This window comes from Candidatus Neomarinimicrobiota bacterium, from assembly GCA_012964825.1.
Lineage (GTDB): Bacteria > Fidelibacterota > Marinisomatia > Marinisomatales > S15-B10 > UBA2125.
The window spans coordinates 1-14046 of the sequence record DTTI01000037.1 but is presented as its reverse complement, the minus strand read 5'-3'; the positions used below and the strand labels follow the sequence as shown (position 1 = coordinate 14046).

General features: G+C 51.0%; 14 protein-coding genes and 1 pseudogene. 6 read left to right on the top strand and 9 right to left on the bottom strand.

Features of this window, described 5'->3' with window-relative positions:
- Positions 1-8 precede the first annotated feature (8 nt).
- Positions 9-870, bottom strand: a pseudogene (locus EYO21_03435) (ROK family protein).
- Between the two features lie 73 nt (positions 871-943).
- On the opposite strand from EYO21_03435, the gene EYO21_03430 reads away from it, so the two are divergent.
- Positions 944-1831, top strand: a complete 888-nt coding sequence (locus EYO21_03430) for an SDR family oxidoreductase (GenBank protein HIB02864.1) — start codon at positions 944-946, stop codon at positions 1829-1831.
- Between the two features lie 17 nt (positions 1832-1848).
- On the opposite strand, the gene EYO21_03425 is transcribed toward EYO21_03430, so the two are convergent.
- The 8 genes from EYO21_03425 to EYO21_03390 form a co-directional block, all read right to left on the bottom strand.
- Complete coding sequence (locus tag EYO21_03425) at positions 1849-2199, bottom strand: hypothetical protein (GenBank protein ID HIB02863.1); 351 nt, start codon at positions 2197-2199, stop codon at positions 1849-1851.
- Between the two features lie 83 nt (positions 2200-2282).
- Entirely contained in the window at positions 2283-2888 is a 606-nt protein-coding gene (locus tag EYO21_03420) for a phosphatase PAP2 family protein (GenBank protein ID HIB02862.1), read from the bottom strand.
- Complete coding sequence (ligA, locus tag EYO21_03415; GenBank protein ID HIB02861.1) at positions 2885-4879, bottom strand: NAD-dependent DNA ligase LigA; 1995 nt, start codon at positions 4877-4879, stop codon at positions 2885-2887. The genes EYO21_03420 and ligA overlap by 4 nt, the downstream gene beginning before the upstream one ends.
- Positions 4876-5328, bottom strand: coding sequence for a hypothetical protein (locus EYO21_03410; GenBank protein ID HIB02860.1), 453 nt, complete (start codon positions 5326-5328; stop codon positions 4876-4878). Before EYO21_03410 ends, ligA begins: the two co-directional genes overlap by 4 nt.
- 15 nt (positions 5329-5343) lie before the next feature.
- Positions 5344-6822 carry an aminotransferase class V-fold PLP-dependent enzyme gene (locus tag EYO21_03405; GenBank protein ID HIB02859.1) on the bottom strand — a complete coding sequence of 493 codons (1479 nt, stop codon included), beginning with the start codon at positions 6820-6822 and terminating at the stop codon, positions 5344-5346.
- Positions 6823-6832: 10 nt separating this feature from the next.
- Complete coding sequence (locus tag EYO21_03400; protein ID HIB02858.1) at positions 6833-7303, bottom strand: hypothetical protein; 471 nt, start codon at positions 7301-7303, stop codon at positions 6833-6835.
- Positions 7287-7829, bottom strand: a complete 543-nt coding sequence (locus EYO21_03395) for a phosphatase PAP2 family protein (protein HIB02857.1) — start codon at positions 7827-7829, stop codon at positions 7287-7289. The genes EYO21_03400 and EYO21_03395 overlap by 17 nt, the downstream gene beginning before the upstream one ends.
- Positions 7830-8238: 409 nt before the next feature.
- The gene (locus tag EYO21_03390; protein ID HIB02856.1) at positions 8239-9435 is read right to left on the bottom strand and encodes a hypothetical protein; all 1197 of its coding nucleotides are present in this window, start codon (positions 9433-9435) and stop codon (positions 8239-8241) included.
- A gap of 153 nt (positions 9436-9588) precedes the next feature.
- Between EYO21_03390 and EYO21_03385 the strand changes: the two genes are divergently transcribed.
- The 5 genes from EYO21_03385 to EYO21_03365 all read left to right on the top strand — a co-directional run.
- On the top strand, positions 9589-10713 hold the full coding sequence (locus tag EYO21_03385; protein ID HIB02855.1) for a hypothetical protein: 1125 nt from the start codon (positions 9589-9591) through the stop codon (positions 10711-10713).
- A gap of 11 nt (positions 10714-10724) precedes the next feature.
- A complete protein-coding gene (locus EYO21_03380) occupies positions 10725-11609 on the top strand; it encodes a hypothetical protein (GenBank protein ID HIB02854.1) in 885 nt (294 codons plus the stop codon).
- A complete protein-coding gene (locus tag EYO21_03375) occupies positions 11609-12268 on the top strand; it encodes a TlpA family protein disulfide reductase (GenBank protein ID HIB02853.1) in 660 nt (219 codons plus the stop codon). The genes EYO21_03380 and EYO21_03375 overlap by 1 nt, the downstream gene beginning before the upstream one ends.
- Positions 12269-12407: 139 nt before the next feature.
- On the top strand, positions 12408-13184 hold the full coding sequence (locus tag EYO21_03370) for a hypothetical protein (protein HIB02852.1): 777 nt from the start codon (positions 12408-12410) through the stop codon (positions 13182-13184).
- 33 nt (positions 13185-13217) lie between these two features.
- The coding region (locus EYO21_03365) for a hypothetical protein (GenBank protein ID HIB02851.1) at positions 13218-14046 on the top strand (829 nt) is incomplete at its 3' end.

Genomic DNA, 14046 nt, shown 5'->3' with positions numbered 1-14046 from the left:
GAAAGAGATCAGGGCAGATAGGCCGCCCCAAAGACACCAGCCGAATCACCCATGGTATTTTTCACAATGGGGGTGGTGATATTGTCGTCGAAGCAGTAGCGACGGACGTAATCGGGCCCTTCGGTGTAAAGAAAGTTGACTTTAGAGACACCACCGCCCAGAACGATAATATGGGGATCGAGGATGTTAATGATGTTTGAGATAGCCATGCCGAAATTGTCTAGGAATTCTTCTTTCCACTCATTGGGTGGATTTTTCGCAATATCTGTAACGAGTGCTGTTTCACCTGTCATTTCGAGGTAGCGTTTTTCCAGCGCCGGGCCGGAGAGGTACTGTTCTACGCACCCCGACTTTCCACAATAGCACGGTTGCCCGCCAGGATAGAGGAGGGAGTGTCCCCATTCGCCAGCGATATACTGTCTTCCGTGGTAAGCACGGCCATCGATGGAAATGCCCCCCCCCCACGCCTGTTCCCAGGATGACGCCAAAAACAACTTTAGAACCCTTACCAGCTCCCAGTGAAGCCTCGGCCTGAGCGAAGCAGTTAGCGTCGTTGTCCAGTACAGGTGTGGCGCCGAAAATTGATTCAATATCATCTTTCAGCGGTTCGCCCACCAACGCTTGAGTATTGCCGTGCTTCAACCTGTCTCCTTCCGCGGTGAGAGGGCCCGGTACACAGACGCCGAACAGGAATTCATCGCTTAGTTGATCGCTCAGCTTTTTGTATAGTTTGGAGATTTGACCGAGAATGTGTTTGTAACCGTTATCACGCTCGGTGGGGACGCGCTCCCGAGCCAGAACATGACCATCACCATCGAGAACAGCACACTCAATCTTAGTACCGCCTATGTCAAGACCTACGCGCTTCATGAGGAGTGCAAAAGTACTTTTGGCATGGCGCTTTTCCAACCTTGGCTAAATTTCGATTGAATATGGGGGAAATATGATGAGTGTAGCATTGATAACAGGTTGTTCCAGCGGTTTTGGCATGCTTTCGGCAGCACGGTTGTCGGCGGCGGGGCACACCGTCTACGCCTCCATGCGAAATCTCCAAAAAAAAGAGGCATTGTTGGTAGAGGTAGAAAGTCGCGGCGGGGAAGTGAAGCTGCTTAAGCTTGATGTGACTGACAACACTACTATAGATGACGCCATTAACACAATCGAATCGGAGAGAGGCCGATTGGACATTCTTATCAACAATGCAGGGTACGGCCTGGGCGGTTTTTTCGAAGATATTTCGGAACGGGAATTCCGAGACCAGATGGAGACCAACTTTTTTGGCGTCCTGAAAATGACTCGAAGAGCACTGCCACTCATGCGAAGGAGTACCACCGATCACGGCAATGTCAAGATCATCAATATTTCCAGTGCTCAGGGGCGGGCTCCCATCCCCGGGTTGGGAGCCTACGGCACCTCCAAATGGGCGTTGGAGGGATTCAGTGAAGCGTTATATCACGAGCTGGCACCCTTTGGCATCCGTGTGGTGATTGTAGAGCCGGGCAGTTACAGAACTGAGATATTCACTTCCAACGCACATGTTGCCGAACAGGCTGAAAACCAAGTAAGTCCCTATGCCCGATTTTCCGTAGCATTAAGACGAAAGATTGAGACAATGACAAAAGGAGGATCAGTGGGGATGGGAGATAATCCGGAAGTGGTTGCTGAACTTATTGAAAAGATCGTGACAAGCAGATCTCCCAAACTCCGCTATGTGGTGGGGAGGCAGGCCCGGATCCGTATCTTGCTCAGAGCTGTTTTGCCGATGAATTGCTATTCAGGCCTATTGAGAAAAGCGCTGTTCGGATCCGTTGAGAGATCCTTCGAAACTTAGGAATCCCCTTTCTGATTTTACTTCTCATCAGCACGGAAGCCCACATGCCGCTCAAAAGGCGACGGAAAGTCGTAGCCTTCCCGGTTTGGGAAATGAACGAGGCTCGCAACATTTCGCCAAGGGATATAAACTGAAGCGTTGTGATGCTCCCGTTTCACTTTGTCTGGAGGAAGCGGTTTCCCTTCTTCATTCTCTGATATTATAACCTCGAAGTTTGGATGTTCAAGCCAGACCCCAAATTCATCATAGCCTACAACACGAGTATAGAACTGATCGATACCAATGCCAACCCGCTCAAACGGTGCTGAATCGTTCAAGATCACAAGAACAATATCGTTAACCGTATTTTCAATTTTCATCATATCCATGGCAGACTCCAAATTGTGGTTCTAAGGTAAGCCACAGTTTTGAAAGGGGCAAAGATCAACTCTCCGGTTCAGGTACAATTGTATCATAAAGAAAATGAAAACTGTATGTAAGGAACCGCTCCGGCACTGTCACCGCTCATTTTACCTAGTGCTAATCTTCCTGCCATCCATCCCAGGAGAGCACCTGCAACTGCGTCACTGAGGTAGTGATTTCCGACATAAACCTGACTCCAGGCAGATAGAACCACATAACTAGTCAGAAGTGGCGCTGACTCGGGAAAGTGATGAGCCGCCACAGTGGCCCAGGCCGAAGACGCGGCCACATGTCCCGATGGGAAAGAGGGTGTGATTCGCGTATTCCATAGGCGGGGTTGGTACTTTCGTACAGGGCGCTCGCGTCGAACGAAATACTTTGCCATTCCCACAGCGGCATAAGTCGTCAACAGACTAAAAGCACTAATCTCATAGAGATCATACTTTTCCAAGGAGTTATTTGTTTGCCATTGGTGAAAAACCCATCCCCACTCCACTGCCGGTGTAACAAGAGCGAAGGCCTCAAGTGAGACATCCAGCAGGGGTAACCGGTTGCTCCCTTCCAAGGAGGCAGAAATGCGCCGGTCGAGTTCAGAAAGTGAGTTTGCCGGCGCAAGTGACAGAAGTAGAAGAAAAAGGGCGAAACAACGAATCATCGATTGACCAGATCGAGAAACTCAGTTTCGGTGAGAATGGGGATACCCAACTTTTCCGCATTGGTTCTTTTTGAGCCGGCGCCAGGCCCCGCCACCAGATAGTCTGTTTTCTGACCTACAGAGCCGGCAGTCCGCCCGCCCAGACGCTCCACCATTTCCTTTGCCTCACTTCGGGTGAACTTTTCCAGGGAGCCGGTGAAGACAAATATTTTTTCTTCAAGGGGTAGCGATTCTGAAAGGGTCGGTGGATTCTCAAGCGTGACGCCGCCAGTGAGACACCGCTCGATGATTGCCCTGTTCGACTCACCGGAGAAAAAGACGTGAATGGAGGAGGCCACGATAGGCCCCACCTCATCGATCTCTTCAAACTCTTCCGGCGCGGCTGACATGAAAGCTTCCAAATCTCCAAATTGGGCCGCCAGCACCTGGGCAAGATGCTCCCCCACATTTCGGATGCCGAGGCCGTAGATAAACCGCCAGAGAGGTACAGCCTTGCTTGCTTCGATTGCGTTCATGATGTTTTCAGCCGATTTTTCGGCCATCCGCTCCAGGCCCGCCACGTCTTCTTTTTTTAGGGTGAAAATGTCAGAAAAATCCCGGAGGAGTCCTGTCTCCACCATCTTATCTATAAGTTTCGTACCAAGGCCGTCCACATCCATGGCCCGCTTACTGATAAAATGGTCGATCCGGGCCTTTACTTGCGCCGGACACGCCGCGTTCTGACACCGGGCCACCGCTTCACCTTCCGGTCTGCTAACCTCACCGCTACACTTGGGGCAACTGTCCGGAAGACTATAAGGCTTGGTACCTTTCGGACGTTTCTCTATGATTACTTTCACCACTTCCGGAATGACATCTCCGGCCCGCTGTATCAAAACCGTGTCACCGATTCGGACGTCCTTCCGGTCGATCTCATCCTGATTGTGCAGTGTGGCGTTGGAGACCGTTACACCGCCCACGGGGACGGCTTCCAGTTTTGCCACAGGGGTAATGGCACCGGTCCGGCCCACAGAGGCGGTGATATCCTCAACTACGGTAGTTACCTGCTGCGCCTTGAACTTGCCGGCGATGGCCCAGCGTGGCGACCGGCTTCTGACGCCCAGTGCTTCCCGCTGAGCCGAATCGTTTACTTTGATGACCACGCCATCAATCTCGTACGGTAGTGACTTCCTTTCTTCCTCCCACTGCTGAGAGAAGCTGACCGCTGTCTCCATGTTCCGACACAGCTCGATGTGACCGTTTACAGGGAAGCCCCAACTTTTCAGGTTCTCCAGTGTCTCCCAATGAGAAAGCTGGGTCGCTCCTGCCATTTCATATGCGAAAAACTTCAAGGGTCGTTTGGTGGTGATAGAAGAATCCAGCTGGCGAAGACTGCCGGCGGCAGCGTTGCGGGGGTTGGCAAAAGGGGGTTCACCTTCCTCTAATCTTTGTTTGTTCAGATGGACAAACCCCTGTTTATCCATGAACACTTCACCGCGGACCTCCAAAGCTGCCGGCCACTTTTGGTCCATGAGCTTCAACGGTATGGCCCGGACGGTCCGGAGGTTTTGCGTAATATCCTCGCCGGTAAACCCGTCACCCCGGGTGGATCCCCGGGCGAAGGTGCCGTTCTCGTAAACCAGCTCAACGGCCAGTCCGTCCATTTTCAGCTCGGCAACATATTCTATGCTTTCGTCAACACCCAGACCTTTTTTCACTCGTTCGTCGAAGGCGATCAGATCCTCGTCATTCATGGCGTTCTCCAGACTCAGCATTGGGAGACGGTGCGCCAAAGTGCCGAAAGCTTCCGGAGGCGGCGCACCTACCCGCTGAGTAGGGGAGTCGGGTGTGACCAGGTGGGGGTGATCCTGTTCCAGCTTCTGAAGTTCCCGAAGAAGAGTATCATACTGTTGGTCAGCCACCTCAGGATCGTCCAGGACGTAGTAGCAGTAGTTGTGGTGATCGAGCTGTTTCCGGAGAGCCCCGACCTTTTTCCTTACATCTCTACTCACTTCGGCGTGATACTTTCGTAATACTTGATGGGATCCACCGGCCGAACGCGGAAGGGGGCTAACTTTCCGTCACCATACACCGGGACAGCGTAGAGACCGGCGTTTTTCATGACAACCACAAAGAAATAAGTGATCTCATCTCCGGGGTAGAGTTTAGGATCGTACCTGAAACGGTACCTTCCCCGGTAGGGCTTCAGCGGCACCTCTCGGTATTCCAGAGTTTGGTCTGTCTTAAAAAAAAGTGACAGGGTTTCAACAGAATCTTTCGGCAGATCGGAGAAGAATTCCAAATTATAGGGACGCCCCTGAAAAAAAGGCCTCGGCGGATTATGAAGGAGTTTTGTTGAGAAGGAAAATTTTCGCTTTAACAGTGATTGAGCATCTATCCCCACCTCCTGGCCGAAGCCCGTAACGGCCATCAACAGAAGGGGGATGAACCAGTGTCTCATCTGCAGGCAGAGAAGTTATGAAAGAAGAGCCGAGATTGCATCTTCAACGGAGAACGTCTCAGTATGATCAAAATAAAAACTTTTGTGGACGTAGTTCTTACTGTTGTCAACTTCGTACTGGGACTGGTAATAATCTTTCCTTGAAGCAATATCTTTCACGGCGCTTATGAGAGTGGCCACATCTTCTTCAGTGGAGTAGAGGGCGAAACTGGCCCTCACCATCCCCCGTTTGAGGTGATAGACCTGCTCAATGTCTTCCATATCTACCGATTCCACGTAATCTAGTAGATCGTCCAAGATCATCTCTTTAACGTACGGATGAGCGCAGAAGCATTCATTTCGGACGGCGACGTTGAAGTAGTCGTTCAGCACAGCCGCCACCAGGCCGTGATCCAGCCCTGTGATGTTGAATGAGATGGATGCGACTCTATCGCACAGTTCTGTGTCTGTCTCGCCGTAGATGACGACACCGTCGATCTTCATGAGCTGATCCAGTGCTGAATTGATAAGTTGGGTCTCCTTGTCCCAGAGTAGTTTCATACTTATCCTGTCCAGAACGTCCACGGCGGCGGCCAGTCCAACTGCGCCGGGAATGTTAGGCGTGCCCGCCTCTTCCCTATCGGGAAAGACCTTCTTCACCTCATAACGGTCCACAAAAACATCTTCCACCATACCGCCGCCCACCTCTTCCGGCTCGATCTGTTCTAGAAGGTCTTTCCGAGCTATGACGGCGCCCGGTGATCCGGGGACGTAGGTCTTGTGACCGGAGAAGACGAGAGCGTCAATATTCTGCTCAGGATTTTCCGGCACGGACATCTTCACAGGCACATGGGATGCCAGCTGGGCGCCGTCCACGATGAAGAGGACGCCGTAGCGGTGAGCTACCTCCGCAGCTTCGTTGATGGGGTTTACAATACCGGTGACGTTGCTGACCCCAGTCATGGCAACATAATTGACGTGCCCCTCGTTCTTTTGCAATATTTTTTCCAGGCTCTCGAGACATACACAGCCGAGTTTGCCATTGCTGGATTTTAGCGGGATGTGGTCCACCTTTTTCATATGTTTCCGGTGAGGGAGGTCGTTGGAGTGATGCTCCATGATGGAGACGATGGCCACGTCTTTATCAGGACGGATGTCCCGTAGAATACGGGCGAGCCTGTTCATTCCAGTCGTAGTGCCGCTGCCGGTAAAGAAGCAGGTATATACTTCCGGGTCTGCTTTCACGAATGAGAGAATACGCCGGTGGGCCCAGTCGTATTCCCGGGTGGAAATCTTGGCACCGAAATGAAGGAGTGAGTGAGTGTTGGCGTAATGTTTGTAGAAATCTTCCATGACATCGTGGGCAACTTTCATCATGAGGGTGGTGGCAGAGGAGTCGAGATAAACCCGTGTGCTGGTCTTGCCGGTGGCAACCTTGTATTGTGTGTTGAGACCTATAAAGTCATTGCGGACTTTTTCGTACAGCTGCTGCCCTTTTGGAAGTCCATTATTCATAAGGGTAGACTCACGAACCGGCCAGCGTTTTTGGCTCTTCGAACCGGATGCACTTTGTGTACCATTCTTTATATGTGATAGTTTTTCTGATGTAGTGGTCTTTGGTGCACTTGGCGTTGCCGGAACAGATGATTGGTGGTGCGGACCGATTGTCGGAGTGAAGGACCGCCATGAAAACCTTCGGCTGCTTCTTGAAATATTGACTCATGGTGAGCATGACGTCAAAAGCGTAACCAAGTCCTTCTGTCTCTCGGTTACGGTCTACTTGCAGATGGACCTGGTAGATCTTCCCCTGTTCCGGGTGGCGGTACACTTTTGCCCCAACGTACTGAGGGGCGCCAGACAAACGCTTCAGGTAGCTGCCTGTCATGGCGACGATTTGCTGATCAGAAAACCGGCTTTTGGCACCTTGGCCCAAGCAGATCTCAGAGAACAACGGGACAATAATCAGAAAGAAAAAGATGCTAGGATATTTTCTCATAAAGCTTTTTGCTGACTAACAAACAGAGGGTCCCACTAAACGCCCCGGCAATAGTATCGATCGTATAATGAAAAGTACACACAACAGTAGAAATAAGGATCAGAAAAAGCCACAGAATGATGGGACGGCTGGCCCTCGGAAACATCTTGCAGCCGTACGCTGTAGCGACGACAGCCGCCGCCGCATGGGTGCTGGGGAAGGCAGACCCTCCGGTTTCCCCCACAGTATAAATGAGATTCATGAGGGGGATGAAAAAGATGCCTTCTGGTATTACCTGTGCACGGAGCGGAACCGGGCCGCTGGCGGGAAAAACGATCGTTAACCAGAACTGCACAAACATGACGACCATCATGACAAAGATATATTCGCTTACGAGAGGGCGTTGCTTGCGGTATGCAACCATGGCGGGAACCCAAAGAATCAGATAGAAGCTGAAATAGGCAGCATGGAAGAATTCCAGTGTGAAAACTGAAAGCGAAAGTGGGACGGTAAAATAATAGCGCTGTGGAAACAGTTCTGTCTCCATAATCAGCAATTCAGGGTCAAAGTCCCTGGGAAAGATAATGTGGCGGAGGAGTCCCGATTCAGGGTAAAACCAAAGAATTAATATTAAGGGATACCATAGTTTCACCCATTGATTGAAGCGTGTCTCTTTAATTCTGTTGTTCCATGAAATGAACAAAACCAACAGAATAATAATGAAATGACTGGCGGTGAAGTAATCCCAATTGTCCAGCTTGTTTTTGGCGGTAAGAATGAGTGGAATAAGGGAGAGGTTGTAAAGGACAACAGTCCAATCGGTTGGGTGGAGTTTCAGTTTCAGTGAGGTGCTTCCGGTTTGTGAAGTAATGAAAATTTAACTGAAATGAGCAGGGTCCCCACAAACAAAAAACCCCGCCCGGCGGGGTTTTTGTGAGATCAATTCCGAAATTGAATTAGAATGTTACTCTCAGGGAATTCTGCACAGAACGGATGATAAGCAGTGCGTCAGCGCCACCCACGCTCCCAACCGGATTAAACCCGCCTGTGACCAGATCGGCTTTCATGATACCACGCTCCGTACAAAGGGCCATGGCAGGATAAGCAAAATGAGAGCTGGAAACGTCCGAGAACCGGGAGGGATTTTCTCCAAAATATCTGGTCTCCAGGGTCTGGTCCCGTGTCACCATGGTTAAGATCTTGGCAACGGCACGAGCATAGCCGGCTCGCGTAACTGCCTCAGCAGGGTAAAAATTCCCATCAGGATCGGTCTCTACCACACCCAGCTTCATGGCCTCTTCGATCCACCCTTCGGCCCAGCTCCCACGTACATCGCCCGGCAGCAGTGTGCTGCCTTGTGACATCATTTGTGCCGGAGTCTGAAAACCGCCGCCGGTGGACTGGGGCATAAAGCGGTCAAATAGTTCAGTCAGTTTTAGCTCTTCAATAAAGAGGACGGTCATATCAGCCCGGCTGATCTTCGGTTTCAAGGCGATCCTCTTGCCGGCGGTGGTACCAGGCTGGGCCCGGACTATCTTTTGTGAAAGTGCCCACATATCATCGGCCCTACCGGCGTATTCTCCTTTCCGTTCCACAAGTGTCCTGAATTCGGCTTCGGCCAGAGAAAAATCGTAGTTCTGCATGTAGGCCATCCCTTTCCAGAAGATGGCGGGCTCGTGCCCTTTTTTCAGCTTGAGGGCAGTATTGAATTCGTCAACGGCCCGCTTCAGCCACCGTTTGTTATCGTCCTTGTGGGCAATCCAGAGCCGGCCAGACAGTACTCGGACGTCGGGATTCTTTTTCCCCCGGCCAAGAGCTGTGTCCATATGTTTGCGGCCTGTTTTAAGATCACCAATGAGTCCGTAGGAAAGGCCGAGGCCGCCCCACCCCAGTGCGAACTTTTTATCCAGGTCCACTGAGCGCTGGAATGACCGGATGGCCGATTGGTAATCTTCATTCTCAAGGTAGCGCATCCCTGCCCTGTAGTGGTATTCGGGCGTATCCACATCCGACTGGGATGTCGCTTTGGGGCCACACCCTGTAATAATAAGAAGCGTCGGAACAATAATAGCGGCGGCAGTCAATTTTTTCATCGTTACACTCTCCATAAGGTATAATAAAAATATAACCGCCTTCCGGCGCAAATAAAACATCTTTACTCATGTTATTGACCTGTATCACATTTTTATTTTACCTTTTTTGTTTAGTTTAGCTGTGCAACATCAGGCGATAATGATTGATAATGAGTAGTAAGTTGAATATATTTATTTTGACCTATGATCTTTAGACAAGGAAAGGGGTATTTAATGAGAGCCGCCGTTAGAATTCATGTCATTCTCTGTCTGCTGGCTGTTTCGCTGGTAGCTCAGGTATCATCTATCACTGCCGAGGGTTTCGGCATGACGGAAGATGCCGCCATCGAGCAGGCGAAACGCTCCGCCGTTGAGATCGGTATCGGTACCGTTATGTCCTCTGAGACGGTGGTGAAGAATTCCGTTCTCTTTTCAGACAACATTTACGCCAAGGCAAACGGTTTTGTAAAAACCTATACCGTGAAGGACAAGTTTCAGGACCCCGACGGCCTCTGGACCATAACCATTGAAGCGGTGGTGACGGAGATCCTCGATGAGGTGCTCAAGGATGAGATGGCGGTGCAGACGCTGCTGAACGCCATGAACCGTCCGAAGATAATCTTCATGGTGAGAGAGGAGAATCTTATCGATAACACCCCCACCGATTTTGCAGAAACTCAGCTGATCAAAATGTTTTATGACAAAGGATTTGATGTTGTGGACCGCCAACTGGTACAGGCCATGAAAGGCGAAGCCGACTTCACGCAGGCTCTGGCCGGAGATGTTACAGCCGCCGCAAAGATAGCGGGAATGTTGGGGGCTGACATTATCGTCATTGGTACAGCCAAGATCTCATCCGGAGGAGAAATCAAGGCTGGGAACTATACTATGACTTCAGGGCAGGCGGATGTGAACGGCAAGATTATCCGGGCGGACACAGGCGAAATTCTGGCCATTGTGCCCCAGGCCCGGGGAAAGAAACCCCACATTTCAGCAACCACTGCCGGTATCAGCGCCGTGAATATGGCGGCGAAGAAACTGGGAAGTGATATTATCACCCAGCTCATCAAGAAATGGAGTACCCAGCAGGCCAATGCTGTCAATGTTTTTCTCGTAGTTCAAAATGTCGATTTCATGACTTACATGGCGCTGGGTAACCACCTGAAGTCTCAGACCATTCCCGGCATTCAGAACGCCTTTGAGAAGGGGTTCAACGGAGGTGTGGCAGAATTCCAGATTCTTTATGAGGGGAAATCCCAGGACCTGGCCATGGCACTTATGCAAAATCAGGCCCAGGGTGCGGCACTTCAGGTTACAGGGCTTTCCGGCAACCGAATTTCAGCACAAATTGCTCAATAACGGGGGGCATAATGAAACGCACTTTAACACTTTTATCTTTTATTCTTTTTACTTCCGTGCAAGGGCAGGGTTGGGGCTGGGGTGCCAATGATGCAGTTCAGCAGGTTGCTAACGGTGCTATGAACTACTCCAACGGATTTGTGGTGGCCACGGGGATCGGTGCCATTTCACCTTTGGCTCAGAACCCGGGAATGGCCCGCGCTACGGCTATCCGGGCGGCAAAAGTGGACGCCATGCGCAATCTTTTGGAAGCGGTCATGGCCATTACTGTTTCTTCGGAGACAACGGTACGGGGCGCTGCCATCGAAAATGATGTTGTGAAAACATCAGTTGAAGGGATGGTGAGGGGTGCCCGCATGCGGGACATTGATGGAGATGGACGTGGCAGCAACAGCGATATCCGCTACCTCAGTGACACCTCCATTGAGATCGAGATGGAAGTCCATATGTCGGGCATTTCTGAAGTTATTTTACCATCGGCAGGGTTTGCCCCTGCCCCGGCGCCAACAGCAGGAGGAGCACCTGCACCCGCCGCTCCCGCCGCACCGCGGCCGGGAACGGTGACAGGCCTTATTATAGATGCCAGGGGTCTGGGACTCAGGCCAGCCATGTCACCAAAGGTTCTCGATCAGAACGGTGGTGTGGTTTATGGACCCGGGAACTTTACCCGGGAGTTCGCCGTGAAGTTCGGCGTAGCCGGTTACTCTAAGAATTTGGAACAGGCCCAGCAGGACCCTCGTGTAGTGGGTAACCCGCTGGTGGTGAAAGGCGTTAGTGTACAGGGTGCCAATAAGGCGGACCTTGTTTTGGCGGCTGGTGATGTATCCCGTGTGAAGAGTGCCGACAGTTCCGGTCAATTCCTGTCCAACTGCAAAGTGATGATCCTTATCGATTGATGAATTTGAAAAAAACTAGACAATTGGGGAATATACCTATGTTACGAAAAACAATTATCACTATCATGCTGGTGATAACGCCTGTTTACATTATTGCTCAAAAGGACAAAGAAGCGGCAAAGCCTGAAATCGTCGGGCTGCAGATCGGTGATGAGGCACCCAAGTTTGCCCTCCGTACCCTTGACGGAAAATATGAACTGCTGACCCGATGGACCGGTGAAAGGCTTTCCCGCCCTGCATCTCAGCCAGTCCGTCACGTGGTGCTGGTGAGCTTTTTCGCCACTTGGTGCCAACCTTGTATGAAAGAGCTGCCCCATCTGGAGAATCTGTGGCAGAAGTATCAGGAGCGGGAGGTCCGCATCTTTCTTGTGGACATCACGGACGCTACCCGATCCGTACCACAGTACGCCGACGCACCGGAGCCGGCACCGTTTCTGAAGGAGCGGGGTCTCACCATGCCACTTTTGCTGGACACCTACGGCATGGCCATGGAAAGGTATGTGCCAGACAAGATGCTTCCACGCCTGTTCGTGCTGGACAAGTACCGCACAATAAAACTCATCAAGCGCGGTTTCCACGAAGGGGAAGATTTTGAAGGAGAACTGTCAGCAATCATTGATGAACTGCTGAAGGATCCCGGCGAAAAGAAATCTGACTGATTTCACAGTCTTCTCTTTGAACTGGGCTATATGCGGGAATGTGGGTCACAAAATGCGGAATTATAGATGGATCACATTTTTCCCGTGTGTCCCCGCTCACACACTATTGGTTAACGTTACCTTACATTAGGAGAGAATCATGATTAAACCGTGGATGAAACCCATATCTGTCATCCTGAGTTGGACGATGCTCGTTTTTTCACTTCCTGTGCCGGCGGTTGCACAGCAGAATGTTCGCGAAGCGCAGGTAGACGGCCAGCTGATCCAGCAGAACGCCCAGGGTTCTGGTAAACTGGTCATCGCTATTATCGACCTGGAGGGGCGCGGAATCTCCTCCCTGGAAGCCCAGACGCTGACGGACAGGATGCGTTCTGAGCTGGTGTCTACCGGTGCTGTCACCATCGTAGAAAGGGGCCAGATGACGGAAATCCTGAGTGAGCAGGGATTCCAGCAGACAGGGTGTGTCTCGTCGGAATGCGCTGTAGAGGTGGGAAAACTTCTCGGTGTCTCCCAGATGGCCACCGGCTCCATCGGTAAGATCGGTGCCAGTTATACCATTGATGTGAGAATGTTCGCTGTTGAGGATGGTGCAATCGTCAGGTCAGTTAACCGCACATATAGCGGAGCTATTGACGGCCTTATTACTGAGATTGAAATAATTTCCTGGCAGCTCATCGGTATCACCCCGCCTCCGGGGCGCTTCCCCGGAATGGACCAACCAGTAGTGGCTGCCCAGCCTGTGGCAGAGGTCGCCGGTGCCCCCAAGAAGCGCAGCAAAGGTCTTTTATGGATCATCCTTCTGGCAGCAGTAGGTGGGGGTGGTTTTTATGCTTATGACTCCGGCATGCTGGATGACGTTCTCGGTTTGGGGCCGGAGCCGCTACCAGAACCGCCGGCCATGCCAGGGGGTTATTAGTCCCTGTTTTTTAAGGTTATTTGATCGAGAAAAATGACTAAACAGCATCCTTTGGTTTTAAAGTCAACAATTAGTGGACCTCAACAATGGCTTGCCATTCTTGTAATGGCAGCAACAGTACCTATGGGGCCCAGCCTTAAAGCTCAATCCCTGGGCCAGGGGGCATCGACATTCCACATTGTGGGCCTGCAGGCTAACGGTTTGGTATATGCCTGGGGTCACGGAAATAATGGCCAGCTGGGTAATGATGATAACGATAATAGTTCTACTCCGGTGAAGGTTGTGAAGGGTGAATATTCAGGCACAACCTACCTGGGTGATGATACGGACAATAAAATCACCGAAGTTGCGGTGGCATATTATCATTCAATTGCCCTTGCTTCTGATGGAATAGTCTATGCTTGGGGGTATAATGGTAATGGTCGGCTGGGCAACAATTCAACCTCGTCGAGTGATACCCCGGTAAAGGTCAAAAATGGAGACTATTCCGGTACCGATTATCTGGGAGATAACAGCAGCAACAAGATAATTTCCGTTGCGGCAGGTAGAAATCATTCTGTCGCCCTGGCTGCCGATGGTACGGTCTATACCTGGGGGTCTAGTGATTATGGACAGTTGGGTAATAATTCAACCGGAACTTCCAGTGATAAGTCTACTCCAGTAAAGGTTTTGAAAGGTGCTTATTCCGGCACCACCTACCTGGGAGATGATAGCGACAATAAGATTATTGCCATATCAGCTGGTTATTATCATTCTCTTGCCCTGGCTACCGATGGTACAGTTTTTGCCTGGGGTAGAGGGGATAATAGTCAGATGGGTAATGATAATTCTTCCCAGAATAATCCTATTCCCGTTAAGGTTG

Coding starts and splice junctions, on each gene's coding strand:
- EYO21_03400 (HIB02858.1), bottom strand. CDS start 7,303: ATGAGAAAATATCCTAGCATCTTTTTCTTTCTGATTATTGTCCCGTTG.
- EYO21_03385 (HIB02855.1), top strand. CDS start 9,589: ATGAGAGCCGCCGTTAGAATTCATGTCATTCTCTGTCTGCTGGCTGTT.
- EYO21_03425 (HIB02863.1), bottom strand. CDS start 2,199: ATGGATATGATGAAAATTGAAAATACGGTTAACGATATTGTTCTTGTG.
- EYO21_03390 (HIB02856.1), bottom strand. CDS start 9,435: ATGTTTTATTTGCGCCGGAAGGCGGTTATATTTTTATTATACCTTATG.
- EYO21_03430 (HIB02864.1), top strand. CDS start 944: ATGATGAGTGTAGCATTGATAACAGGTTGTTCCAGCGGTTTTGGCATG.
- EYO21_03380 (HIB02854.1), top strand. CDS start 10,725: ATGAAACGCACTTTAACACTTTTATCTTTTATTCTTTTTACTTCCGTG.
- EYO21_03375 (HIB02853.1), top strand. CDS start 11,609: ATGAATTTGAAAAAAACTAGACAATTGGGGAATATACCTATGTTACGA.
- EYO21_03405 (HIB02859.1), bottom strand. CDS start 6,822: ATGAATAATGGACTTCCAAAAGGGCAGCAGCTGTACGAAAAAGTCCGC.
- EYO21_03395 (HIB02857.1), bottom strand. CDS start 7,829: ATGGAGACAGAACTGTTTCCACAGCGCTATTATTTTACCGTCCCACTT.
- EYO21_03420 (HIB02862.1), bottom strand. CDS start 2,888: ATGATTCGTTGTTTCGCCCTTTTTCTTCTACTTCTGTCACTTGCGCCG.
- EYO21_03410 (HIB02860.1), bottom strand. CDS start 5,328: ATGAGACACTGGTTCATCCCCCTTCTGTTGATGGCCGTTACGGGCTTC.
- EYO21_03370 (HIB02852.1), top strand. CDS start 12,408: ATGATTAAACCGTGGATGAAACCCATATCTGTCATCCTGAGTTGGACG.